Here is a 24,409-nt window from a genome sequence, read left to right as displayed (position 1 = left end):
GATCAACACGCATGCCACTGTCCCGTAACAAGATCCGTGGATTCCTTGGGGTCAAAAGCAACGACGGCCACGACGCCCCCCTGTTGATTGTTGCCGATGCCCTGAAGCAGGCGGGTATTGAAGTCATTCTTGGTGGCTATGATCTCACGGTGGACAAGTTCGTCCAGGCGATTGTGCAGGAGGGTGTGCAGTTTGCGGGAATCAGTTCCTACAACGGCGGGCACATCCCCTTTTTCCGTGCGGTGCGCGACCGACTTGAGACGATGGGGCATTCTCACATTCATCTGATCGGCGGCGGCGGCTCCACATTTCTCGATCGCGATATTGAACTGCTGGAGAAGGAAAAAGGAATAGACAAGATTTTTCGAACAGGTGAAGGTGCCAAAAGCGCGGAATTCATCCGCACTCATTACGGATTTTCCACCGTCCCGGAACGGCTGGATGATCTTTCAGAACGTGCACGGGGAGGAGAGGTTACCGCCATTGCTCAACTGTTGAATATGGCGGAAGAAAAAGCGTGGCTGCAGACCCTGATGGATTCGGCCATGCATTCCGGAAGTGAAGACGTCCTGGCGACAGATGGGGAGTTTTCCGACTGGCAGGAACGCATTCGCTATTTCGGGGATTGCCTGGATTCATTGAATGGAGCTTCATTCCAAGGCCAGGTTATCGGTATTGCAGGCCGGGGCGGGTCCGGAAAAAGCACGTTGCTTGATGAATTGCTCCTGCGCTGGTTCCAGGACAGGGACAATAACGAATCCAAGGTGGCGGTGATTGCCATCGATCCCTCCTCGCAAAGTTCGGGGGGCGCCCTTTTGGCCGACCGCATTGCGTACATGTACGCCACCGATAAAAACTGGGTGGACACCGACCGTATTTTTATCCGCAGTGTCGCGTCCCGGGGATACGGCGAGGGGCTGGCCCGGCCATTGGCGGACATGATCCGGGTCCTTCAGGCCGCAGATTACCATGTGTTTGTCGAAACCTACGGCATCGGTCAGCCGGATGCGGGGATCGTGGACCTGGTGGAAAAGTCGGTTCTGGTGACCACGCCGGATCTCGGGGGACCCTACCAGTTGATGAAGGAAGAAATGCTCAATCGGCCTGATGTCCTGGTGGTGCTGAATAAAAGCGAACTGCCCGGAGCCCGACGCGCGCAAAGCCTGTTACGTTCGCGCGTTCCGGAAGGCAACCTGTTTATGACCACCGCTACCGAACATCGCAATCCGGGTGTAGATTCATTGTACCGGGCATTGATGGAACCTCATGAGCGATAGCTTCCTGGAAAATATCATTTCGGCCAACGAAGCGTACCAGGGGTGTGTCGAGGATTCCGTGCGTCGCGCGAAGTCCGATCCGGAATGCCAGCAGGAACTGCTCAAGCTCTGGAATGACAAGGCCGGCCGCGTTCAAAACCACGATCTCCCAACCGGAACCTCAATTCCTCTCATTGCCCTGCCGCAGATCGATCACCCTGTGCAAATTGCGCGCTACCAGGGGGAATGGGGGTTTCCCGGAGAGTTTCCCTTTGGCCTTTCCATTTACCCGCAGGCCTTCTTAGTTATTGAAGGAAAGCGTGACCATGAGGAACCCACCCGCCTGTTTGCAGGGCTGGGCTCCCCGGAGATGACCAACGAGCGCTTTCATTATATTGTCAGCGGCCAGCAGTCCAAACGCCTGAGCACCGCCTTCGACACGAACACCCTGCTTGGGCGAAGCGCCGACGACCCGGATTATTTTTACGACATCGGTGAAGGGGGAGTGTCGGTTTGCACCTACAAAGACGTAAATACGCTGTATCAGGGATTTCTCAAGGAAGATGTCAGCATTTCAATGACCATCAACGGACCGTCGCTGTGGATGACCGCGGCGCGGTTGAAGGCGGCGCAGGAAGCGGGCCTGGATTTGAAACAGGTTCGTGGAACGTCCCAGACCGACCCCTGCAAGGAAGATGATGCCCAAAACGAACTTTTATTCCCTCTGGATAAGTCCATTCGCCTGGCCATGGACATGTTCGAATGGTGCCTTGGGAACGCACCGATGTATTACCCGATCAATGTCAGTGGATACCATATCGAGCAGAAGGGGGCGACGCCCATCCAGCAGGCTGCGTTCACGCTGGCAAATGGATTTGTGTATGTGGAGGAGGCATTGAAACGGGGCCTGGACATCAACCATGTCGGAAGGCGTCTCCCGTTTTTCTTTACCTCCGGGACCGACTTCGAATACATCGCCTTGCTGAGCGCCGCGCGGCGGTTCTGGGCTGTGGCCATGCGTGACGTGTATGGAGCAAAAGATTCTTCCGCCCAGAAACTCAAGGCCCACATTCAAACGTCCGGGCGCAGTCTGCACGAAAGGGAATACCTGAATAACATCACCCGCACTGCGCTGGAATTGTTTTACGCGTTATTGAATTACCCTCAGGCCCTTCACAGCAATTCTTACGACGAACCGTTCACCGTTCCCACGGAGCAGAGCGTGCGCATTGCTTCCGATGCGCAGGCGATTCTTTTGGAAGAGATGGGAGGATTCAAGGACATGATGGGATTTTTGAGCGACAGCTCCGGCCGCTATCAAGCATACCGGAAGGTTCTTGATGGAATTCTGGATTATTTTAGACAGATTGACGATCTGGGAGGGGTCTTGGATGCCAAGGCGGAAGGGTTTTTTCGTGACGAGATCACACGTTCATCTGCACGTTACGAAGAACAGCTGGAAAGCGGACGGCGTAGAATTGTTGCCGTCAATTGTTATCCACGACGGGAGGAGGAGAGGCCGAACGTGGAACGAACCGAAATATCGAACGCCCTGAAACGCCAACGCGCACAGGAAGTGAAACGTTTCAAGAAGAATCGCAACCCGCTGCATGTGCGGGAAAGCCTTCGCCGGCTGAAGGAAACCGCGAGCAAAGGTGGGAATGTGTTTGAGGTCACCCTGGACACAGTGAAGGAAATCACGCTTGACGAGTGGACCCGCGCTTTGCAGGAAGTGTACGGTATTTACCGGCGAAAGCTTTGATTGCAGTTCAAGCCACCCTTTCGACACCGAGAGCCACCGCTTCCCCTCCACCCAGGCAGATGGCGGCTACGCCATTTTTAAGATTGCGGGCCTGTAGCGCATACAGCAGAGTGACCAACAGGCGTGCACCAGAGGCTCCAATAGGATGCCCCAGCGCCACCGCGCCGCCGTTCACATTCACTTTTTCCCGGTTCAGGTGAAGGGCATCGCAGACGGCAAGCATGGCAACGGAAAAGGCCTCATTGATCTCGAACAGGTCGATGTCCTCGATGCGGGCCGGCCACCCTTCCAGTAGCTGTGTGATGGCTTCAATGGGTGCGACAGGAAAATGAGTCGGATCGGTGGAAAACGTTGCCTGACCCGTGATCCGTGCCAGGGGTTTGAGATTGTTGTTCTCGCGTCCGATGACGAGGGCCGCTGCACCGTCGTTGATTTTGGAAGCGTTGCCCGCGGTGATGAACCCGGTGTCTTTCATAAACGCAGGAGGTAAATTGGGCAGACGTTCGAGGTCGTTGGCGAAAGGCTGTTCGTCCTTATCGATCACCGCCGTTCCGTTTTTGATTTCGATGGGAATGCCGACGATTTCATGAGAAAACCGGCAGTTCTCCTGGGCCTCCCGCGCCCGGCGGTAACTTTCGAGCGCGTAGTCGTCCTGCGCTTTTCTGCTGTACCTTTGCGAGAGCGCTTCCGCAATCTCCCCCATATGGCATTGGCCGAAGCTGTCCCAAAGCCCGTCGAGGATGAGGCTATCCAGGGCTTGAATGTGGCCTAGCCGGGTCCCCTGTCGGGAGTTGGGCAGGAGGTGGGGGGCGAGACTCATGTTTTCCATACCCCCCGCCACGATGAAGTCGGCGTGACCCAGACGAACCGCATCGTCGGCCAACATCACGGCCTTCAATCCCGAGCCGCACACCTTGTTGATGGTGACCGCACTGACGGTGGGAGGCAAGCCGGCATGGATGGCCGCCTGCCGCGCCGGGGCCTGCCCCAGTCCCGCGGAAACCACGTTGCCCATAATGACTTCACCGATCGTATCCGGCTTCACACCACTTCGTGCCACGGCTTCCCGGATTGCCGCCGCGCCCAGTCGAGTTGCGGGTATTCCGCTCAGCCCGCCACCCACTTTTCCAATCGGGGTGCGAGCCGCACCATAGATGTAAGTGTTATCGGGTTTCATGAGTCACTCCCTGTTTGCGTCCAAACTTGTCGGCGCATCGGGAATTCATCCCGGGGTCTGAAAGGCTTCCGCGGCTTTTCTCTCCGTCCATGCTTCGGTGCTTTTCAACGGGGCCGCGGAGAAGGTCTGGAGCATTATCTGGTACTTCTCACGCCACATGGATTCCGCCTGCTGGGTATGGATCTCCTTGACCAGTTCATAACCGCTGGCTTTGGCTGGGTAGGCCGCCGCTTCGCAGGCGGTTTGGTAGTTCTTTTCATTCAGAAGAGGAATGAGTGACAGCATGCGGCGCCGATAAAGACCAATGGCTTTGCGCTCGTGCTTTCTCAGGTCGCTGAACAGATGAAACACGTCCAGCTTCGTTCCACGCAAGAACTTGAAGTATCGAAGGAGTTTCAGCGACCACGGCGGGAACTCCCATTTACCGTCTTCCTCAAATCGTTTCCGGATGTAACTCCAGTCGCGAAGAAGGGGAATCTGTTCCAGGATCGGCGGTCTCAACTGGAACCGGATACGCTCGATCTCACCTGGGGCGTACATGCAGAGGATCCGTTCCAGTTCCTCAGGCCGGGTCAGGAGGTCCGCCACCCGGTACTCGTCCTTGTACGCCATCAATTGATAAAGGTGATCCGCGACAACCCGCGTGAAGTGCAGGTTGCGGTCCGGGAAGCATGCCTCATCGAAGCGGTAAATCTCTTCGGCAAAGTCAACGAATTGCTGCGCGTATTTTCCGTTCTGAAAGCGAAACAGTTCGTACACTTCGCGTGCAAACCTGGATCTATATTCACCCTCGAATGGAAACTTTCGCGCCAGGCTTTCGTAATGGACCCGCTGCCAGAATGGAAGACTCCGTTTGAATCCGCGAATCCGTTCTTCCAGGGATTGAGGCTTGGGAAAGGCCAGAGAAAAAACCCGTTCCGGATCGATCGCGTACAAGCGGCCAAAACGGAATGCAAGCAGATTGATTTCCACCTCCACATTGTTTTTTCGGATGCCTTCCTCAATGCTTCCCGGATCGTTCACCGGAAAATTTTCAATGCTCTGAAACGCAATCCCCAGCAGGAAAAGGTTGGTGGGCTTGTGGTCCATGAACAGGGATTCCACAATATCCGTTGCATTGACGTAAATGTTCCGATCCGCCTTGGTGAAGGAATCGATGATGCCGCGAAGGGACTGCACGGAAGGATACTCCGCCTTGCCGACAATCATGGGCATGGTGGGCACCTTGGCGGTATTGATGATGGCCCGGGTTTTCTCCGGGGAGGCCGCATTCAGGTTTTCTGGATTGACGGCCCCGATCAGGTCCGAACAGATATACAGGTCGGCTCCTCCCGCCTCGATTTTAAATCCTTCGCGCAAATCCTGCCCTGGGTAGGCGATCTTCAGGTTGTTGCGCACCTCACCGCCTTTCTGGGAAAGTCCGGTGTCGTCTTCCTTCACGATATTCCTTCCTTCCCGGGTGGCAGCGCGGGCAAGAATTTCATAGGCCGTCATCAATCCCCAGCCGCCAATCCCCACCGAAAACACCTCGTACACTTTTCCGGTATCGGCCCGACGGAAGGGTTTGGGCAGATCGGAGACGTGCTTTTGTAGTTTGTCCAGGCCTGGTGTTTTGAATGGCGTTCCGGTACGCGTATACACTTTCACGTAAGAGGGACAGTCTCCCTTGGTGCAGGCCATGTCCTGAATGCACGAGAACTGGTGGATTTTGACTTTGGGCCCAAACTCGGTGTCGGTCTTCCACACCGAACTGCATTTCGCCTCGACCCCGCAGTCGCCGCAATCCTCGCAGACTTCCGGATTGACGTGCACCCGGTACCGCGGCGCCAACTCTTCGTTTCTTCGCCGTTCCCGGATTTTCTCGATGCCGCATTTTTGCACGTACCAGATCACGCTGAGCCCGGCCTTTTTGGAAAACTCCTCTTTCACGCGAAGCGTTTCAGATTTCGGGTACACCTCGATGCCGTAGCGCTTTTTGAAGTGGCGGAACTCTTCCGGAGCTTCCGCCACCACTGCGATGTGCTCGATGCCTTCGCGTTGAATATTGACAATGGCTGTTTCCGGATCGTCCTGTCCGACGGGACGCTGGCCGCCCGTCATGGCGACGACGCTGTTGTCCACGTAAAGCAGGGTCTGGCTGGTGTCGTCGATGCCGTAATGCTTTTTCAGGTGCAAGATGGCGTCGCGGATAAAATTGATGTTGAGCCGCGCCGAGTGAAAATAGGTCCCGTCACCACAACCCTGATCGGCGTGCACCCGGTAACTGAAAGCCGAGGCGCCCATCCACAGCAGGCCTTCGCTTTCCATCGGACCCACCACCACCGAGCGGTTGCTCGCCAGCGAATCGATGATCGACATGGTGGAACAGCCGATGCCGATGCCCATGAGGTGTTTGGGTGAAATTTCAATGGTGACGGGATTGCCGTCGAGATCGTGTGAATGCACCGTTGTTTTGTCAACCGTGCCCTCACGGAGGTGGTGTCCCGCTATTTCCAGAGCGGTTCGGTGCTGGCAACCGGAACAGTAGGCGGGGGGGCGCTTGATCTGGATGGGCAAGTCGAGTTCCGCAAAACGGCGGCGTTCGTTCAATACGGTTTCCAGCTTTCTATCGCGGAAAGCCGGTTTTTCAGCAAGCCGCGGACCCAGGATTTGAGCGATTTGATCGGAATCAAGGTTTCCATTCGCCGGAAAAAGCGTCACGCCGTTTTCGTCCTGCTTGCCTACGATGACAGGCCGTCCTGCGTCATTGTACAGAGAGTTTTTGATGTGAGATTCATAGAACGACCGTTTTTCTTCGATGAAAATCAATTCTTTTTTCCCGCGGGCGAAATCGCGAAGCGATTCCATGTCTGCGGGCCAGGTGATGAGCGGTTTGAAAATTTCGATTTCGTCGCTGGAGATATTCAATTCCTTGAGCGCGCCCAGAAGATCGTAATAACTTTTTCCGGTGGCGATGATGCCGAAATCCGATTTCAAGTTGCGGTTGTACCATTGGTCTAAACCGAAAAGGCGCGAGATCTCGGAAATCATCGGAAGTTTGGAATATAAAAGTTCGGACTCATTGACCAGCACGCTGGGTGGCAACAGCACGGGACTGAAATGCCGCGCGTAATCTTTATTCTTTTCCAGGAAGTCCAGAAACTTTTCGGCCAGTTCGAAATCTTCGTCCGGGTTCAGCAAAAATTCCTGTGATCCGTCGCAGACGTAGGTTTCCAGTTTCAGGTTGATGGCGAGGCCGGAAAGCATCGATACGAGCATGATCCGCTTGCCGGACTCCAGAATTTCACGGACGTTTCCGGGGTAGGCAGTCGGGATGTGGTTGGCGTAATGGATGAGGTCGGTCTGGTGCGGCGTGGTGCTGCTTTTGCTCGAGTGGTCGTCGCCGCTGATGAAATAGGCGGAGCAGAACTTGTCGATCCCCGCCATCTGCATGTGATCCTGCACATCGGCGATGCGGCGCACGCCAGGCCCCTTGCCGTACCACGCGCCGATGACGCCGTCCACCTTGGACGGCCCGAACAGCCGGTGGATCTGGCTGCCCCACATCATGTTGGCCCCGGCTTCTTCGTTGCCGCCGGGTACGTGCAGAATGTGCCAGTCTTTAAGGAGCGAATAAACCTTGCGCAGGTTGATGTCGAGCCCACCCAGAGGGCTGCCTTCGTAGCCGGAGATGAAGTAGGCGAACCGCTTTTCCGGATAAATGGTCTGGAGCAGGCGCAGGTTGTCGAAGTTCAACCGAACCAGAGCCTGAATTCCGGTCAGGTGAATCGGACCTTCCGTTGTCAGGTAACGTTCTTCTTCAAGGGACAGCTGTTTTCGCTGCGTTCTCCGGATACGGGCCGTCTCGCCCACGGGTTGCAAAGATTTCTCCTTGTTTCCGGACCTGGAACGAATCTTCATAACCATCTCCTTTGAGGTCGACAAGCCGAACTTACGGCCACCCCGTACCAAGGGATTGCAAGTCGCCACTGCTGAGAAGGCGGTGTCAATCCGCCTCCGTTTCGGTGAACTCCTCATTCCCCTCAAAGAACTCGAACAGCGATAACTGCACTCATTATTAAAATTAGGCCTCGGAACAGCGATTCGCCAACCTTTTTGACACGTCTCATTGACTGAATTACCGGGAGTTAAATGATTAATGGAACGGAGAACTTTCAAAAGGGGGAGAAAACTCGAACATTGCTGCGGTGTGTTTTGCAGATACCCGGGAAGGGTTTAGTCAAACCCCCAACGCTTTATTCAAAATGAGATTCGGGAATTGGGTCTCCAGTCGTTTCATTGCCCGGGGATTCAAAAGCTATTTAAAGTGTGCGCAGTTTCGTTGAAAACTTTCAGCGCGGGCACCATATTACTTTAAGAATGTATGGAGGTACGACCCATGGCCGGTTCATTGCAGAGAAACGTGGTGCTCGTTTCCGGAGGCAAGGTGGATCATTTCGCCAAAGCCAACCCGGACCTGATGTTCTATGAAATGACCATGCAGGCGGTCCGCGAAGCCGTGACCGACCTCGGTCTCAAACCGAAAGAGTTCCGCTCGCTGCTCAAGGAACGCGGCGGGGTGGTGATCACCCACTTCGCCGACCACTTTGCCGGGCAGCTTCTGGGCGAGGCGTTGACGCGCGACTACCTGGGCCTCAACCCGGTGGAGGCATACCGCGTGGTGGGGGGGGGTGCCACGGGTGGGCTTGGTGTGCAGGCGGCGATCGAAAAGGTGGCTTCCGGGCGTGCCGACATCGTGCTCGCCGTCGGCTACGAAAAGATGTCGGAGGTGGATACCTTCCAGGGAAACGAGTTCATCGCGCTGGCGTCGGACACGGTGACGGATTTCCCCAACGGCGGATTCTATCCGCTCTACTACGCGGCGATGGCCCAGGCCTACCTGGACACCTTCGTCGGCAAAACTGTTTCGGCAGAAGACCTGCGTGCCGCGTTTTCCAAAATCGCGGTGCTGATGCGCAACAACGCGCAATACAACCGCCGCGCCCAGACTTCCCATGAAAACCCCTACGCCACCGCTTCGACCAGCGGGTTCATCAGTGTCGACCAGGTGGAGCAGTCCGGCATCGTCGCCACCCCCTCCTACCGGCTGGACTGCTGTCTGATGACCGACGGCGCGTCGGCGTTGATTGTTGCAACGGAAGAGTTGGCGAAGGAGTTCACCAGCAAACCGGTGCGCGTGACCGGACTGGGCAACGGCACCGACTGCATGCGCACCGGCGAGCGACCGCGCCTGCAGGGTGGATTGGTAAAGGAAAACCTGCTCCTGCCGCATGAGTTGGACGACCCGGAACGGGTCGCCTATTACGAATCGCTGGTGTATCCGGGACTGCATTCGTTCCGCGCCGGACGGTGGGCGGCGAAGAAGGCCTACGAGATGGCGGGTATCCGAACCGATCCGCTGGAATATTTCGACCTGATCGAAATCCACGACGCGTTCGTCATTTCGGTCGTGCAGACGATGGAAGACCTGGGCATGGTGCCCTACGGCCAGGCCTGTCACCTGTTCAACGAACTGCCGGTGACCAACGGCAGGGTGCCGGTCAACCCAAGGATCGGCGGCGAGCGTGGGCTTTATGTCAACCCGTCGGGCGGTTTGATCGGGCAGATGCACGGTGTCGGAGCCACAGGCAACGTGCAGGCGGTGGATGTGCTCTGGCAGATGCAGGGCCGAATCGAGGAGAAGTACGGTCACGCGGAAACGCAGGTGCCCAAGGTGGAACGGGCGTTGTTTCACAGTCACGCCGGAACGGGAAGCGACATCACGGTGACGACCGTGGAGAAAGGATGGTGAGCAATGCCGGTCAATGATTCGTACCTGGACCCGAAAGACAGAGCCTACAAGCCGGCCAAAACCGAAGTGGTGATGGTTCGGCGGCAGGTGTCCATCGATTACAAAAAAACCTACGGCGGCCTCTCGCCTTACATCAATGGCATCATGGGGGGCACGCGGGCGCGGCTGCTGTTCACTTTTTGTGAGAACGCGGAGGGGCACGACTTCGGCAAGGTGTTGCGATTCCAGGTGCCGCGTGTCGATTGCCCGGAGTGTTACGGGCGCACGGAGTGGGCGGCGCTTCCCGGCGAGACGCGTTTCTTCATCGAAACGCTGTCCACGGCGGTGGAGCTGGCGGGCATTTCCTTCAAGGACCGCCTGCCGGTGACGGTGGCATGGGTGCGCGCCCACCTGCCGGATGCGGAGTTCACGGAACTCGATACGCTGGTGGCGGGCATGGTGGAGATCGACGATTACAAAAAACTGAAGCGTGGTGACGAGCTCAGGCCGGTGTTCCGCGAAGATCCGATCGCCAATTTCAGCGACGTCATGTGGGTTCCCGCGGGCACCCCCCGAAAGAACTTTCCGGAAGGTTACGTCGCCAGCAAGCATTACCCGGTTTGAGACTGTGAGGTCGAAGCGATGATTCCCAAAATTGTGGGCGTTGTGGGAGCGGGGCAGATGGGAAGCGGCATCGCCCAGGTGCTGGCAGAGGCCGGCCTGGGCGTCCTGCTCCACGATGCCGCACCGAGGCAAATCGAGAAAGGAATGGACGCCATTCGCGGAAGATTGGAAAAATCCGTGGCCTTGAACAAAATCACGAGTGAACAGATGAAGAACACACTCGGCCGCGTGATCGGGGCCAAGGGGCTCAAGGAGTTCAGCGACGCGGAGTTCATCATTGAAGCGGTGGTGGAAGACGAGGGTGAGAAGAAAATCCTTTTCGAGGGGTTGGGCGATATCGCCTCGCCAACCACCATCCTGGCGTCGAACACCTCGTCCATTCCTATCACCGAGTTGGCGGCGGTGGCGCGTCACCCGGAAAACGTGATCGGGTTCCATTTCATGAACCCGCCGTTCCTCATGCCGGGTTTGGAGATTGTTCGCGGCCTGCTGACTTCCGACGGCACCTTCGCCGCCGCAAGGGAACTGGCCGGGCATTTGGGTAAAGAGGTCGTGGTGTCGAAAGACCGCGCGGGGTTTGTGGTCAACCGCATTTTGATGCCGATGATCAACGAGGCCGTAGCGCTGGTGGGTGAGGGCACGGCCTCGATCGAAGATATAGACCGCGGAGGGGTGGCCTGTCTCAACCATCCGATGGGGCCACTGGCCCTGTCGGATACCATCGGCAACGATACGACGCATCACATTCTATCGGTGATGCAGAGAGAACACGGCGAACGGTTTCGCCCGGCGCCGTTGCTCTCCCGGCTGGTGGAGGCGGGTCTATTCGGCAGGAAAACGTCTGCTGGATTCTATGAATGGCAGGGCAACACGATCCAGCGCGTCAATCCCGGAGTGCTGGAGTTTCGAAATGCGGGGTGATCCATGAGCTACGCCGTCAGTGCGCAGAAAGATCTGTTGACCATGATGTACGGGGACGAAACGCATCTGGAGATGCTCGACGCGTTTGGCAAACTGGTGGAGGAGCGTGTGCTTCCGGCGGAGATGGCAACGGAGGTGGCACGCGCCGCCAATCCCCTGCAGGAATTCCGCTCGCAATTGCTGGCGCAGGACACGCTCGATAAAAACGCGGTGGAAGCGGTGTACGAGAAGGCGCGGTCCAAACGCAAGGTGCCGGACAACGTGTTCCAGCAGATTATGGAGTCCGGCCTCACCGCCATGCCGTTTGCGGAAGAGCTCGGCGGACTCGACCTCCCGTTCCCCCTGTTCATCGCGTTTCTGGAAACGCTGGGCAAGGCGTCGCCCAGCATCGGCGTGCGCTACGCCATCTCCAACACGGTAGCGGAAGGGTTGAAATTCAATTATCACGCCGGACGCCTGTCCGATTACGGTCGGAGCATGCTGGAAGCGCTGGTCTCCGGCGAGCACCTGGCAGCGTTCTGTCTCACCGAGGCGTCGGCGTCGGGGTCGAACATCATGCAGGAAATGGCGACGCGCGCGGTGCTGAACGGCGACGGCGGTGAGTATTCGCTGACGGGCAACAAGTTCTGGATCACCAACGCCGAGTCGGCGACGGTGTTCGGCGTGTTCGCGCGCACGTCGAAGGACCCGCGCCACGGGGTCAGCCTGTTTCTGGTCGAGCGCGCGCAGGAAGGATGCCGCACGGGACAGGTATTCGAAAAGTACGTGGTGGAAAACTCGTCTTTCGGCGAGATCGTGTTCAACGAAGTCAAACTGCCGCTCGACCACATGGTGGGGCAGGAAGGGTTCGGAATGGACTACGCCATGCGCATGCTGAACTCCGGCCGCATCACCATCGCCGCGCTGGCGACGGGCCTGGCGCAACGCGCGTTCGAGGAATACCTGGAGGTGGCCATCGAAGGCAAGAAGACCGCCGGGCGGCACCTCATCGAATACGACCGCACCAAAGCGAAAGTCGCCGAGTTGTCGACGGAAATCGATGCGGCGCGCGGCATGACCTACCGCGCGGCGTGGATGAAGGACCAGTACGACAAAAATTCCAGCGACGGCGACCTGCTTTCGCGTTATGTCGTCGCCGCCAACAGCGCCAAGCTGAAAGCCGCGGCGGTGGCGCAGAAGGCGTGCAATTACCTCATTCAAATATGGGGAGCAAGTTCCGTGGTCAAGGAAAACCGCGCGATGAAGCATTACCTCGACTCGTGGCTCTATTACTTCGGCGAGGCGGTGCCGGAGGTTCTGGAGAACACGCTGTCGCGCATGGAAGTGAAACGTTACAAGGCGCGGAAAGGATTGCAGGACTGATATGGGCACGCACGTGGAATCGAGATCAATGAAAACCAGACCGCTGGAGATAAACCTGTGCACGTTCGGCATGGCTGCGGAAGACAGGCAACTGAAAGAAATCGCGCGAAGGGTGGAGTCGGCAAACGCCGGCGACATCCTCCTGTTTCCGGAGTACGCCGCGTACACGGCGGAGGGATCGGACATCGCCTACGACGCGTTTTGCCGCTGGGCGAAGGAGAAGCAAGTTACGCTCATCACCACGCTCAACCGCGCGGCGGACGATTTGCCCTACAGCGAGGCGGCCGAACGCACGAACACGCTGTTCGTGTTTTCCGCCAATGGGAAAGCGCATGCGCCACAGGCGAAGGTGACGCCCCAGTCGTTCGAGATGAACTGGATGGATGAGAAGTCGCCGATCATCAACGTCAAGCCGTACATGCACCTTAACCGTGTGGTGCTGCGTCACGAAGGGCAGGCGTACTCGGCCCTGTTTTTCATCTGTTCCGACCTGTATCTTTTGAAACTGTTTCCGCCGGAAGAGTTGCAGGCGGACGTGCTGTTCTGTCCGGCGAACTTCGGCAACGGTGCGGAGGGCGTCGCGGGACGGCTTATCGAAGCCTGTGTGAAGTGTGGCGTGTTCGGCCAGGCGTTTTATGCCAACTGTTTCCAGAAACCGAAGAACCAGCACGTTCCCCTGACGGTGGCGGTGACGCAGAGTTACCGGCAGGCGGAAGGTGCGGTGTCGAACCTTGGCAACGCCGACCTCGTGCGGCAGGTGGATGCCTCGCATCACCTGTACCATGACGACAGCCATCCCAATTTTTTGAGCATGCTGGAACTGACCCGCCGCGGCGGCTTCACCGTACCGCATTCGCGCAGTGTGGAGTCCGGCCTCACCGTGTACTCCGGCGTCTACGATCGCGTGATCGAAATCTAATCGCATTTCAAATTACAAAAGGGACCACGGCGTGTTGCCGTGATCCCTTTTCGTTTCTGGTCGGGGCGAGAGGATTTGAACCTCCGACCCTCTGCTCCCAAAGCAGATGCGCTGCCAGGCTGCGCTACGCCCCGTTGAATGCCATGCGTCGTTCACGACTTGGGCGATGTGCCCCGCTGCCCGTCCGGGCTTCCGGACTCAGCCGCCGTGGTGCAGGCCGCCGATCTTCTTCCGCTGTTCGTCGGTCAGTACCTGAAGCAGGGTGATCTTCGCGTCGATCATCAACTGAATCGATGCCGCCTTCACCGTCTTCATGCGTTCGCCAACATTGCGGATGGCGCTCTCGTCGAACTCACCGCTGTGCACCAGTTTCTCCAGTTCCATGTGCGCGATGCGGTGCTCGGCATGCAGTTGCACGCTTTTCTTCTGGTATTCGAACTGCTTGTCGCTGATGGTTTTCAACTGGTCTTCAGTGAGACCCAGCGGCTTGGCGAACTTGAGCAGGTGCGAGAACGGATCGCGGTCGCCGTGGTGTCCGCCGCCATGACCGTACTTGCCGTGGCCTTTTTTGTGATGGCCTTTGTAGCCGTGTCCGTACCCTTTCGAACCGTGGCTGTAACCCTTGCCGTGTTCGTAGCCCTTGCCACTGCCTTCTTCCTTGCCGTGGTGGCCGGAGTAACCGGAACCGTGCGGGGATTTGCCATGCGGCGACCCGTGGGTGTAGCCGTGCGGCGATTTCGGGTGGCCTTCGGTTTTACTGCCTTCTTCCGGGCTGGCCGACGCGAAGGTGACCGTCCCGGTCAGTAACAGGGGCAAGGCGAATCCGTAAACGAGAACGCGGGGAACGGATGCAATGAAATGGCGCATGGGATACTCCTTTCTCACTCACTTATGAGGCAGTCTGGACTGGGTCCGGAAAGATGGAACCAAATTGGCACGCCCGGCAGGATTCGAACCTGCGACCTACGGATTCGAAGTCCGGTACTCTATCCAGCTGAGCTACGGGCGCAGAAAAAAATGGGGTGAGCGACGGGATTTGAACCCGCGACCACTGGAGCCACAATCCAGTGCTCTACCAGCTGAGCTACGCCCACCATAGTGTCTTGTAGGGTATTATATAAAAATAAGGAGTGCAGTTTAAACCATTCATTCAGCGGGTACAAGCAAATATTCCCCGCCAACTGCTTGAAAACCGGGGCCTACAGGCCGTCAGGCGGCATCCCACACGATTGCGGGGGTGTTCTCACTTGATGACGCGCAAATGCGAGCGGTCGCGTTTCGGTTTTTCGCCGCTTTCCTTGTCTTTTTCAGCGGATTTGGCGGCGGCGCGGGTTTGCGGCTGGATGGTGGTTTTCCGCGTGGGGTCCGGTTTTTTTGCCTTGCTCATCTCCTCCATCAGGTCGATGTCCTGCGGGATGCTTTCTTCCCACACCTGGCCTTCGTTGGTTTGCGGGTCATACATGGCCCATACGGAGGTGAAGGGGATGATGCACTTGTGGGGTCGGCCGCCGAACGACAGGGTGGCGTAAATTCCGTTTTCATCCGCTTCGATGGGGCGGCGGAACCCCAGGTTGAGTACCAGGTTGAGCATGGGATTGTGCTTGTGCTGTTTAGGCACGTCCACATCCGGCTGGCGCGCATCGAGACACACCATGGCGTCGCCCTGGCTGAGCAGGTGGTTCAGCATTTCCTGTTTGGTCTGGGAAGGAGTCTCCATGGCCCCAAAGTTACCACAAATTTTTTTCGGCGAAAAGCGGATCATGATACCATTTGCGTTCACAACGAAAGTTCAATCAGATACAAAAGAAGGACAATCATGATCGCAAGCAAGGCAGGGAAACGAGCGGGTTGGGTTTTGGCAATCTGGCTGGCGTGGGCCGGCGTGGTGGAAGCGCAGGAAAAAACGATCGAGATCCTGCCGCATATCTGGACGGTTCATTCCGAAGGCGGGCCGGATGCGAACGCGACGTTCATCATCACCGACCAGGGCGTGATGGTGATCGACACGCGGATGACCGCGGAGGGCGGACAACACCTGCTGGGCGAAATCCGCAGCAAAACGGACAAACCCATCACGCACGTGGTGAACACGCATCATCACAAGGACAGCGTGCTCGGCAATTCGGCGTTCAAGGAGTGTCCTTCCATCATCGCGCACCTGAAAGCGCAGAAAAACATGGAAACCATGGCCGAACTGGAAGGTTTGAAAAACCTGACCTACCCGAACCTCGCGTTCGACACGGAGGTGGAGCTGACGTTGGGAGGGTACCTTCTTGAGTTGCGGCATCCGGGTCCGGGCCACACCGATGGGGATTTATATGTATACCTCCCCACCTGGCGGACAATCATCGGCGGCGGGCTGGTTTTCAACCGGGTCATTCCGGACACGCGTGACAGCTACATCGATCCGTGGATCGACGCTCTTCAGGAGATGGAAGACGTGGATGCGGAACTGATCGTGCCCGGTCAGGGGCGTCCCGGCGGCAAGCAGATCATCATCCAGGCGAAGCACTACCTGATTCTTCTTCGGCAGTATGTCAATCGCGAACTCGACAAGGGATACGATCTGAACAAAACGGTCGAGAACGTGACGGCGAGGCTGATGGAAAAGTACAGCGACTGGGCGCAAACCGAGAGGATAAAGGAGAACATCCGCCGGGCGTTCATCGAATACACAGCCAAACGCGAAACCTGATAAGAGCAGTCTGATCTGAAATAAAAAACCCCTTTCCCGATCCGGGAAAGGGGTTTTGTTTTTTGATCGATGATGCGGCTTAAATGTCGATCCCTTTTTTCTTCCAGTAATCGCGCAGGTTGGTATCCGTGTCGAGAATGGTGTCTAGGTACGTGTGGCCGCCCGGGATCATCGGGATGACGTGGCCGTGGCTCTTGTCGTTGTACGGGTACTTGACGTCGAGCACGTAGGGTCCCTTGTGTTTCAACATGCGCTTCAGGGCCGGTTCCACTTCCTCAGGTTTGCGGATGGACTCGCCTTTGATGCCGAAGGCGTCGGCGATCTCCGCGAAATCGGCGTCGCCGATGTACGTGTGTCCCCGCAGGGACTTGTAGAAGCGGTCTTCCCACTGCGCCACCATGCCGAGGTGCGCGTTGTTGAGAACAACGCTTTTCACCGGGATGTTCTCGATCTTGCAGGTCTGCAGTTCCTGGATATTCATGAGGAACGAACCGTCGCCGTCGATGTTGATGACAGGCACATCCGGCCGCGCCACCGCCGCACCCATTGCCGCGGGCAGGCCGAATCCCATCGCGCCGAGGCCGGACGAACACAGCCAGTGCCGGGGTTGCTTGAACCGCCAGAACTGAGCCGTCCACATCTGGTGCTGGCCGACCCCGACCGAGACGATCGCCTCGTCTCCGACAAGGCGTTGCAGTTCGGTGATCACGTGCTGGGGCACGATGTCCTTGTCGCTCATTTTGTACGTCAGCGGAAACTCCTGTTTCCACTCCTGGACCTGTTGCAGCCAGGGGCCGATGTCCTTTTTCTTTTCCGCCAGTTCGACCATCATCTTGAGCGCCTGCTTGACGTCGCCCTGGATCGGAACATCGACGGTGATGTTCTTGTTGATCTCCGACGGATCGATGTCCACGTGAATGAACTTCGCGTTCGGGCAGAATTCGGAAAGCTTTCCGGTAACCCGGTCGTCGAATCGCACGCCAAGGGCGATGACGAGGTCGGCGTGGTTGATGGCGATATTCGCATACACCGCGCCGTGCATGCCGAGCATGTGGAGCGAAAGCGGGTCGTCCATCGGGAAACTGCCGAGCCCCATGACCGTGTTGGTGATGGGGATGCCGGTCTTCTTGACGAACTTGCGCAGTTCGTCAGAAGCTTCCGCGGAGATGATGCCGCCGCCTGCGTAGATGATGGGCCGCCGCGACTCCTTGAGCAGGTGCATGGCTTTCTTCACCTGTTGCGGCGCGGGCTTCAGGTTCGGGCGGTAACCCGGAACGTCCAGCCCGACCTTGAAATCCGGGATCGTCTCCTGTTGCTGGATGTTTTTCGGGATGTCCACGAGCACCGGACCCGGGCGCCCCGTGGAGGCGATGTGAAACGCTTCGTGAATGATCTGCGGAATATCGTTGATGTCCTGCACCAGGTAGCTGTGCTTGACCAGAGGAAACGAGGCGCCGACGATGTCCGTTTCCTGAAACGCGTCGCTGCCGATCACCGGCGTCGGGACCTGGCCTGTGATGGCGACAAGCGGAATGGAATCCATCTTTGCGTCCATGATGCCGGTCAACAGGTTGGTGGCACCGGGGCCGGAAGTAGCGATGCACACGCCCGGCCGACCCGTCACACGCGCGTACCCGCCCGCGGCAAACGAACCACCCTGTTCGTGGCGGGGCAGAACGTGACGGATTTTCTTGGTGAGCGTCAGTGCCTGGTGGATTTCCATCGACGCGCCACCGGGATAGCCAAATACCGTGTCCACGCCCTCGTTTTCCAGAGCCTTTACGAGGATGTCCCGTCCCTTCATGGGCGGGCTGGCGAGATCTTTTTTTCGGTCGATGTTGACGACTTTTTTTGCTGTGGACGGACGCGTGCGTGACATGGCTTATAACATGTTAAAAATTAATAAGATAAGTTGAAACCTTAGCCTATGGGCCGTGGCTTGTCAACCCAAACTCCGGGCGCAAACCGGGCAGGACGGGTGACCTGCTGTGCTGTGGATGGTGATGACGGGATTCGGCTCCGGATACTCTTTTATAACGTGAACCGCCGGAACCTATCAAATTTTTTTTACCCCGCGGCGTAGGGAGGACGTTTTTATAATCCACAGGCCGATATTCAGGGGGCTCCTCTCGCTCAACCCCCGCCGGCCCGGTCGCCGAAGGCGTCGATCAGCACCCCTTCCCGCAGGCTGTATTCGCTGACCGTCAGGGTTTCGCAGGCGAAGGTGTGCATGGTTTCCAGCAGGATGGCGGTGCCGGCGATGATGAGGTCCTCGCGTCCTTCCTCCAATGTGCGGATTTTACGACGCTCTTCGATGGATTTTGCCTTCAATTCGCCGTTCAGGCGTTCGATGTCCGCCAGCGGCAGGTGCATGCCGTGGATACGTTCCGGATCGTAAGGGTAGATATCGTCGCGGATGGCGGCCAGGGTCGTCACCGTACCCGCGGTGCCCACCAGAATTTCGGGTTTCGGCGATCCCAGTTTGCGCGACACGTCGGCCAGTTCTTCCGCCAGGAAAGCGCGCAGGGGCCGGTACTCGGTTTCCGCCACCGGGTGCTGAGTGAGAAACCGTTCCGTCAGGCGAACCACCCCCAGAGACGTACCCGCCACCGCTTCCACCTTGCGGCCCCGGGAATAGATGAACTCGGTACTGCCGCCGCCGATGTCGAACGTCACCATCGGCCGGTTGTCTTCAGGCAGTTTCCAGAACACCCCGGCCAGGGTCAACCGTGCTTCTTCCTCCCATGGAATGACGTCGATCGTGAGGCCCAGTTCGTCTTTCGCGCGGTTCACGAAGTCCTCTTTGTTCGCGGCTTCGCGTACGGCGCTGGTGGCGACGAGTTTCATCGGCACGTCGCCGTACTTGCGGCACCGCTCCTGAAATCCGCGGAGGGTGTCCAGTGCAAGGTCGATGCGGTGCGGCAGGAGCTTTTTTTCGGTATGGATGCCTTCGCCCAGACGCGTGATGGCACGCTCCGAGTCCACTTCATGAAACTCGCCCTGTCCGTTGACCTGCATGACGAGCAGACGGATGGTGTTGGAGCCGATATCGACCGACGCAAAGTGGTTCATCATGAAGTCGTCTCTTTATATGGGAAGCACTTTTTCGCTGTCGAGTGTGAGTAAAAGATACAGGCCCACGGTGATGAACAACAGGCACGGACCCCACGCCGCCAGCACGGGTTCGAAGGTTCCTTTCTGGCCGAGAGAAATGGAGGTGGCGTAGAAAAAGAAAAACAGGAACCCGATGGCGAGACTGATACCGATGCAGAACAGAAGCCCGCCCCGCCTGCTGGAACGAATGGAAAGCGGAATACCCACCAGCGCCAGCACCACGCTGATGAACGGATACGACAGCTTGTGGTGCAGGTCGACGCGGTTTCTGGCCGTATCGAATCCTTCCGATTCCTTAATCAGGATATTCTGGTACATCTCACGTGCACTCATCTCTTCCGGACGTTTTTGGACCTTGTTGAAATCTTCCGGTTTTTCCATCACAGGAAACACCTGTGTTTCAAAAAACTGGGTTTTGTCGAGACCACCCGGGGAGAAGAACCGCATCGCACCCTTTTCAAATACCCACTGGTCCCCGGTCCACGAAACTTTTTGCGCGTCGATGCGCTGTCGCATGACGGGATGTTCGCGATCATAATAAAACAGGCTGACATCATACATCACGTTGTTAACCGGATCGAAGGTTTCCATGTTCCAGATGGAACCGTTGGGCGACCTCAACCACAAATTCTGGTGCGAAGCCTGGTGCAGGTTTTCGTGGCCGCGCACTTTCACGTAAAAAATATAATTCATGTTTTCGCTGGTTTTGGGGGTCACGAACTCGTTGAGGAAGACCAGCCCCAGCGCAATGATGAGCGAAGTGCTCAGGATCGGTTGTGTGATTCCGGTCAGGCTGATACCGCAGGCGCGCATGGCAGTCAGCTCGTTGTTGCGGGCCAGTCCCACCAACGTCACCACCGTCGCCAGCAGGATCGCCTGGGGCGCCATGTAAGACAGGATGAATGGAATTTTGTAAATGAAATAAAGAACAAAATCCCAGAACGTACCGTGCTTGGTGACGAATTCATCGAGCCGTTCGAAAGCGTCGATCACCAAAAACACGCCGACCATTGCGACGACCATCAACAGGTACGTCTTCAGGAACTGGGCCAGGATGTAGCGTTTCAGGATTTTCATAAGGGTGCAGAAAGAGTCAGGAGGAAAGCTCCGGGATGGCCGACTCCAATGCGTGACGCAGGCCTTTCCAATCGTCGTGGCGTTGCAGGGTGGTGCGGACGTAGTTCAGGGTTGGAGCGATACAGGGTTCATAACGGTCGTTGCCAACGGCGTGTTTCTGGTAGGCGAAGGTGCCGATGGCTTTCAGGTTGCGCTGAACGGACATCAAATCGAACACGCGCCGGTATTCGTCTGCATCCACATCCCCTTTTTCCTTTTGTTTTTTCAGGCTGATGAAGCGAGTCACCATGTCGCTCACAAATTCCTCCGGCAGGACGTGGTACGAGTCGCGGAGAAGGGATGCGAGGTCGTACTGGCTGGGGCCCATGCGTGCATCCTGAAAGTCGATCATCACCAGCTCCTCATCGTGGACCATCAGGTTGCGGCTGTGAAAATCCCGGTGGGTGAAGTGCAGCGGTTGCCGGTCGAGTTCGGAACACAGGCGCTGCAGGTGGTGCTGCAACGCGTTCCATACGGTGTCGTTCAGTTTCAATCCCAACAGGCCTTCGATGTAGTGTTCGATCATGAAGTCCATCTCGCCCATCAGCTTGGCTGTGTCGAAACGCAGGTGGTACGCCGGGCAGTCCGGGCGGATGCGTTGCGTCGCGCGGAACTGCATGTCGGCCAGCTTGTCGACCGCCTGCCGGTACCATGCGCGGCGTTCGGCCTCATCGCTGTTTGAAAGCTGGTGCTCCAGTGTGATGTCGCCGCAGTCCTGCAGGAAAACAAATCCCTGCGGGACGTCATAGTGGTAAAGATGGGGAACTGAAACATTCAACCCTTCCAGAAATTTCTGGATCAGGACGAAATCATATTTCTCGCCGGGAAAGGGTTCCGGCAACTGCATCAGGACAAGTGAGTCCGGTCCGCGTCCGCGCGACCGGTAATGCGGATGCAGGCGAAAGTAACGGCGGGTGGAGGCATCACCCTGCAGCGGTGTGGCCTCGACCCCGGCCACCGATTGCCCGAACAGGCCCCCCAGCGTTTTGGCCAGGTAGGGCAGGTTGAAACGCGGCTCGGCGGAAGGACTGGTTGCGATTTTGGAATTCATTGGATAGGTCGGTTATGGCCTGTGAATACAGGTTCGGTTTGGAACTTTGTGTAATTATAGTATACTACCAGCCCGTTTGGCCGGAGACAATGCGGCCCCGGGGCGGGTGAAAGAGGGAAAGCCACCCTGCCCACGGAATTTTGGAAGATTTCCTTTAAATTTCCAAAGCGAACCCTAACCAGTCGCATCATAAATGGGACCTGCGGGTCCCTTGAATTATTTACGGAGGAGAACAATGCCGAAACCTGCATATCACATCCTGGTCTGTACGAACCAGCGCCCTCCGGGACATCCCCGGGGTTCCTGCGGCGAAAACGGAGCCATGGAAGTCTTTGAAAAAATCGGAATGGGCATCGAACAGAAAAATTTGTTTGGCAAAGCCATGCTCACCACCACGGGATGCATGGGACCCTGTTCCATGGGGCCGGTGGTGGTTGTGTACCCGGACGGAGTCTGGTACAAGGGCGTCAAGCCGGACGACGTGGACGAGATTCTCGAATCCCACATCATGAACGGCAAAAAGATCGAGCGTCTGGAAATTCCCGACGAGATGTGGGGCTGATCCCCGTTCGTTGACGCTGGTATCAACAAGTAAATAAAAAGAGGAAGCTCACTCCTCGGCGGGTTGGGCTTCCTCTTTTTTTCTGCGGTTTGAAAAATAGTTCCACAGTTCCTTCCGGCCCTGGTTGTTCTTGCTGGAATACATCAGCACCGTGCGCACCCCGTCACCGCCAAATTCTTTTTTGATTTTGGTCATCTGCTGTTTTCTCTCCGTCTGCGACAGTTTGTCGGACTTGGTGGCGACCACAACGTAGTCCAGCCCCACGTCCTCCAGCCAGTCCCGCATGACCAGGTCCAGCTCCGTCGGTTTCCGGCGGATGTCCACGATCAGCACCACGCTCTCCAGACGTTCGCGTTCCTGCAGGTAGTCTTCAATCAGCACCTGCCATTTCTTCTGCACCTGCGGGGGTACTTTGGCGAAACCGTAGCCCGGCAGGTCCGCCAGCATCCAGGCATCGTTGATGTTGAAAAAGTTGATCATCTGCGTTTTTCCCGGTGTGGCGCTGGTTTTTACCAGCTTTTTGCGGTTGACCAGCGAATTGATGAGCGACGATTTGCCCACGTTGGACCGCCCGATGAACGCGATTTCGGGAAGCGGCTGGTTGGGAAACTGTTTGGCGGACACCGCACCGGTGATGAATTCGGCCTTGACGATTTTCATGATTTGAAACGGTTGATCACCAATCCGGAGAGCAGTTTGGGATAGAAGTAAGTGGCTTTCTGGGGGAGCCGTACGCCCTGCTCGGCGAGGCTCCGCACCTGATCGATGCGGGTTGCGTTCATGAAGAACGCGAGGTCGAACTCACCTTTTTCCACGTTTTGAATCGATTCCTCCGCCCGAACATTGTAGGTGATGCACTGCTGATGCTCCGGACGTTTGGTGTCTATGCCCATGAGATGTTTCAACACCAGGGTATGCAGTTGAAATACATCGAGCACTTTCAGCGGCTCGGCGTCATCAGCGTTCATGTGCGGAACCACGGCATCGATATCCTTCAGTTTCAGTAATGCCGCATTGCCGTTACCCAGATACGCGCAGAAGGCGATCCCATGATGCCCGACTTCTTCCAAAGTGGCAATCATTACGCTGGCAGAAGTATTTTTCGGGAAGGATTGAATATGAAAATAGGATTCCAGTTTTTTGAGGAAGGCATCGCGGTCGAACGGTTCCGGTGATTTGATCTGCCGATGAATGGGATAGATGGCGAGGGCGTCATTGTCCATGTTGGTGAGGAACATCAACACGTGCGCCGAATCGCTCCCGGGTCCGCCGTTTTCCAGATGGTAGGCGAGCGCGGTTTCATAACGGTGATGCCCGTCCGCGATGTATACCTTTCTATTCTCGAACTGTTCTGCAATCCTGGCGAGCGTCGCGGGTTCGTTGAGCTTCCAGAACCGGTGTGTCACGCCGTCTTCCTCAATCACTGCCAGTGGCTCCGACTGCATGACCACTTCAAGTGAGCCGTCTACGGTGCGTTCGGGATCGGAATACAGACCGAACACGGGACTGAAGTTGGCCTTGCAGGCGCGGATCAGTTTGGCGCGGTCTTCCTTTGCTTTGGCCAGCGTGAACTCGTGCGGGCAGATGTTGCCCTTGCTGAACTCTTCCAGGCGAACGCGGGCGAAAAATCCATAGCGGCTGTACGGCCGGCCGTTGTAGGTGTACTCCTGGGAGTAAACGTAAAATCCCGGCCGGTCGTCTTCCTTCAAAATGCCCTTTGCCTGCCAGTCGGTGAAGTCTTTGGCCGATCGGGTGTAGCGGTTATCGGTTTCGGTATCCTGACTGCATTGTTTGCCCAGAATCAGGCGGACCACATTGTACGGACTCCGGCGGTACAGGTCGTCCTGCTGATCGGGAGTGATGACGTCATAAGGCGGCGCGACGAGATCGGCCAGTGGCCCGGCGGTCCGTTCATCGTATAGCAGTCCGGTGAAAGGAGCGACATCAACCATAATGCGGTCCTGGGAATCGGGTGAAAAATAAATATAGATGGTCTATTCAGGCAATATAAATCCACCGAAGCGGGCGGCGGATATAAAAATCATTCTACGCCCTTTGCCGAATTGAGACAATTGCTACT

Annotated in this window: 19 protein-coding genes and 3 tRNA genes; 9 read left to right on the top strand and 13 right to left on the bottom strand. The window is 57.0% G+C overall.

The window, feature by feature from the left end:
• Positions 1–11: 11 nt before the first annotated feature.
• Together ACTRW9_RS02245 and ACTRW9_RS02240 are read left to right on the top strand one after the other, a co-directional pair.
• Positions 12–1,277 carry a cobalamin-dependent protein gene (locus ACTRW9_RS02245; RefSeq protein WP_442428139.1) on the top strand — a complete coding sequence of 422 codons (1,266 nt, stop codon included), beginning with the start codon at positions 12–14 and terminating at the stop codon, positions 1,275–1,277.
• Positions 1,267–3,018, top strand: a complete 1,752-nt coding sequence (locus ACTRW9_RS02240) for a methylmalonyl-CoA mutase family protein (RefSeq protein ID WP_442428138.1) — start codon at positions 1,267–1,269, stop codon at positions 3,016–3,018. The genes ACTRW9_RS02245 and ACTRW9_RS02240 overlap by 11 nt, the downstream gene beginning before the upstream one ends.
• Positions 3,019–3,025: 7 nt before the next feature.
• Here the strand turns inward: ACTRW9_RS02240 and ACTRW9_RS02235 are convergent, their stop codons facing one another.
• On the bottom strand, positions 3,026–4,195 hold the full coding sequence (locus ACTRW9_RS02235; protein WP_442428137.1) for a thiolase family protein: 1,170 nt from the start codon (positions 4,193–4,195) through the stop codon (positions 3,026–3,028).
• A 45-nt stretch (positions 4,196–4,240) separates the two neighbouring features.
• Positions 4,241–8,095 (bottom strand): DUF6537 domain-containing protein, encoded by a 3,855-nt coding sequence (locus ACTRW9_RS02230; protein WP_442428136.1) that lies wholly within the window; start codon positions 8,093–8,095, stop codon positions 4,241–4,243.
• A 478-nt stretch (positions 8,096–8,573) separates the two neighbouring features.
• Between ACTRW9_RS02230 and ACTRW9_RS02225 the strand changes: the two genes are divergently transcribed.
• From ACTRW9_RS02225 to ACTRW9_RS02205, 5 genes are read left to right on the top strand one after another with little or no spacing between them, the layout of a single operon-like run.
• Entirely contained in the window at positions 8,574–9,986 is a 1,413-nt protein-coding gene (locus ACTRW9_RS02225) for a thiolase C-terminal domain-containing protein (protein ID WP_442428135.1), read from the top strand.
• A 3-nt stretch (positions 9,987–9,989) separates the two neighbouring features.
• Positions 9,990–10,589, top strand: coding sequence for a hypothetical protein (locus ACTRW9_RS02220; protein WP_442428134.1), 600 nt, complete (start codon positions 9,990–9,992; stop codon positions 10,587–10,589).
• Positions 10,590–10,607: 18 nt separating this feature from the next.
• Positions 10,608–11,510: a 3-hydroxyacyl-CoA dehydrogenase family protein gene (locus ACTRW9_RS02215; RefSeq protein ID WP_442428133.1), complete on the top strand. Its 903-nt coding sequence runs from the start codon at positions 10,608–10,610 to the stop codon at positions 11,508–11,510.
• A 3-nt stretch (positions 11,511–11,513) separates the two neighbouring features.
• Entirely contained in the window at positions 11,514–12,872 is a 1,359-nt protein-coding gene (locus ACTRW9_RS02210; protein ID WP_442428132.1) for an acyl-CoA dehydrogenase family protein, read from the top strand.
• A 28-nt stretch (positions 12,873–12,900) separates the two neighbouring features.
• Entirely contained in the window at positions 12,901–13,791 is an 891-nt protein-coding gene (locus tag ACTRW9_RS02205; RefSeq protein WP_442428131.1) for a hypothetical protein, read from the top strand.
• Between the two features lie 57 nt (positions 13,792–13,848).
• Here ACTRW9_RS02205 and ACTRW9_RS02200 read toward each other — a convergent pair.
• The 5 genes from ACTRW9_RS02200 to ACTRW9_RS02180 form a co-directional block, all read right to left on the bottom strand.
• Positions 13,849–13,925 (bottom strand) — tRNA-Pro (locus tag ACTRW9_RS02200).
• A gap of 64 nt (positions 13,926–13,989) precedes the next feature.
• The gene (locus tag ACTRW9_RS02195; RefSeq protein ID WP_442428130.1) at positions 13,990–14,658 is read right to left on the bottom strand and encodes a Spy/CpxP family protein refolding chaperone; all 669 of its coding nucleotides are present in this window, start codon (positions 14,656–14,658) and stop codon (positions 13,990–13,992) included.
• A 65-nt stretch (positions 14,659–14,723) separates the two neighbouring features.
• Positions 14,724–14,800, bottom strand: a tRNA-Arg gene (locus tag ACTRW9_RS02190).
• A gap of 9 nt (positions 14,801–14,809) precedes the next feature.
• Positions 14,810–14,885 (bottom strand) — tRNA-His (locus ACTRW9_RS02185).
• A 149-nt stretch (positions 14,886–15,034) separates the two neighbouring features.
• Positions 15,035–15,508 carry a ClpXP protease specificity-enhancing factor SspB gene (locus tag ACTRW9_RS02180; protein WP_442428129.1) on the bottom strand — a complete coding sequence of 158 codons (474 nt, stop codon included), beginning with the start codon at positions 15,506–15,508 and terminating at the stop codon, positions 15,035–15,037.
• Positions 15,509–15,607: 99 nt separating this feature from the next.
• Between ACTRW9_RS02180 and ACTRW9_RS02175 the strand changes: the two genes are divergently transcribed.
• Positions 15,608–16,486 carry an MBL fold metallo-hydrolase gene (locus tag ACTRW9_RS02175; protein WP_442428128.1) on the top strand — a complete coding sequence of 293 codons (879 nt, stop codon included), beginning with the start codon at positions 15,608–15,610 and terminating at the stop codon, positions 16,484–16,486.
• Between the two features lie 79 nt (positions 16,487–16,565).
• On the opposite strand, the gene ilvB is transcribed toward ACTRW9_RS02175, so the two are convergent.
• The 4 genes from ilvB to ACTRW9_RS02155 form a co-directional block, all read right to left on the bottom strand.
• The gene (gene ilvB / locus ACTRW9_RS02170) at positions 16,566–18,365 is read right to left on the bottom strand and encodes a biosynthetic-type acetolactate synthase large subunit (RefSeq protein ID WP_442427590.1); all 1,800 of its coding nucleotides are present in this window, start codon (positions 18,363–18,365) and stop codon (positions 16,566–16,568) included.
• A gap of 254 nt (positions 18,366–18,619) precedes the next feature.
• Entirely contained in the window at positions 18,620–19,561 is a 942-nt protein-coding gene (locus ACTRW9_RS02165) for a Ppx/GppA phosphatase family protein (RefSeq protein WP_442428127.1), read from the bottom strand.
• Positions 19,562–19,573: 12 nt separating this feature from the next.
• Complete coding sequence (gene lptG / locus ACTRW9_RS02160) at positions 19,574–20,677, bottom strand: LPS export ABC transporter permease LptG (protein ID WP_442428126.1); 1,104 nt, start codon at positions 20,675–20,677, stop codon at positions 19,574–19,576.
• Between the two features lie 16 nt (positions 20,678–20,693).
• A complete protein-coding gene (locus ACTRW9_RS02155; protein WP_442428125.1) occupies positions 20,694–21,767 on the bottom strand; it encodes an aminoglycoside phosphotransferase family protein in 1,074 nt (357 codons plus the stop codon).
• Positions 21,768–22,002: 235 nt separating this feature from the next.
• On the opposite strand from ACTRW9_RS02155, the gene ACTRW9_RS02150 reads away from it, so the two are divergent.
• Entirely contained in the window at positions 22,003–22,329 is a 327-nt protein-coding gene (locus ACTRW9_RS02150; RefSeq protein ID WP_005007988.1) for a (2Fe-2S) ferredoxin domain-containing protein, read from the top strand.
• Positions 22,330–22,377: 48 nt separating this feature from the next.
• Here the strand turns inward: ACTRW9_RS02150 and yihA are convergent, their stop codons facing one another.
• Complete coding sequence (yihA, locus tag ACTRW9_RS02145; protein WP_442428124.1) at positions 22,378–22,989, bottom strand: ribosome biogenesis GTP-binding protein YihA/YsxC; 612 nt, start codon at positions 22,987–22,989, stop codon at positions 22,378–22,380.
• A complete protein-coding gene (locus ACTRW9_RS02140; RefSeq protein WP_442428123.1) occupies positions 22,986–24,281 on the bottom strand; it encodes a DUF1015 domain-containing protein in 1,296 nt (431 codons plus the stop codon). The genes yihA and ACTRW9_RS02140 overlap by 4 nt, the downstream gene beginning before the upstream one ends.
• Positions 24,282–24,409 lie beyond the last annotated feature (128 nt).

The sequence above is a fragment of the Nitrospina sp. 32_T5 genome (assembly GCF_052156635.1).
In the GTDB taxonomy this organism is placed as follows: Bacteria; Nitrospinota; Nitrospinia; order Nitrospinales; family Nitrospinaceae; genus Nitrospina.
Note: the sequence above shows the minus strand (reverse complement) of the source record. Positions and strands in the feature narration are given on the sequence as shown.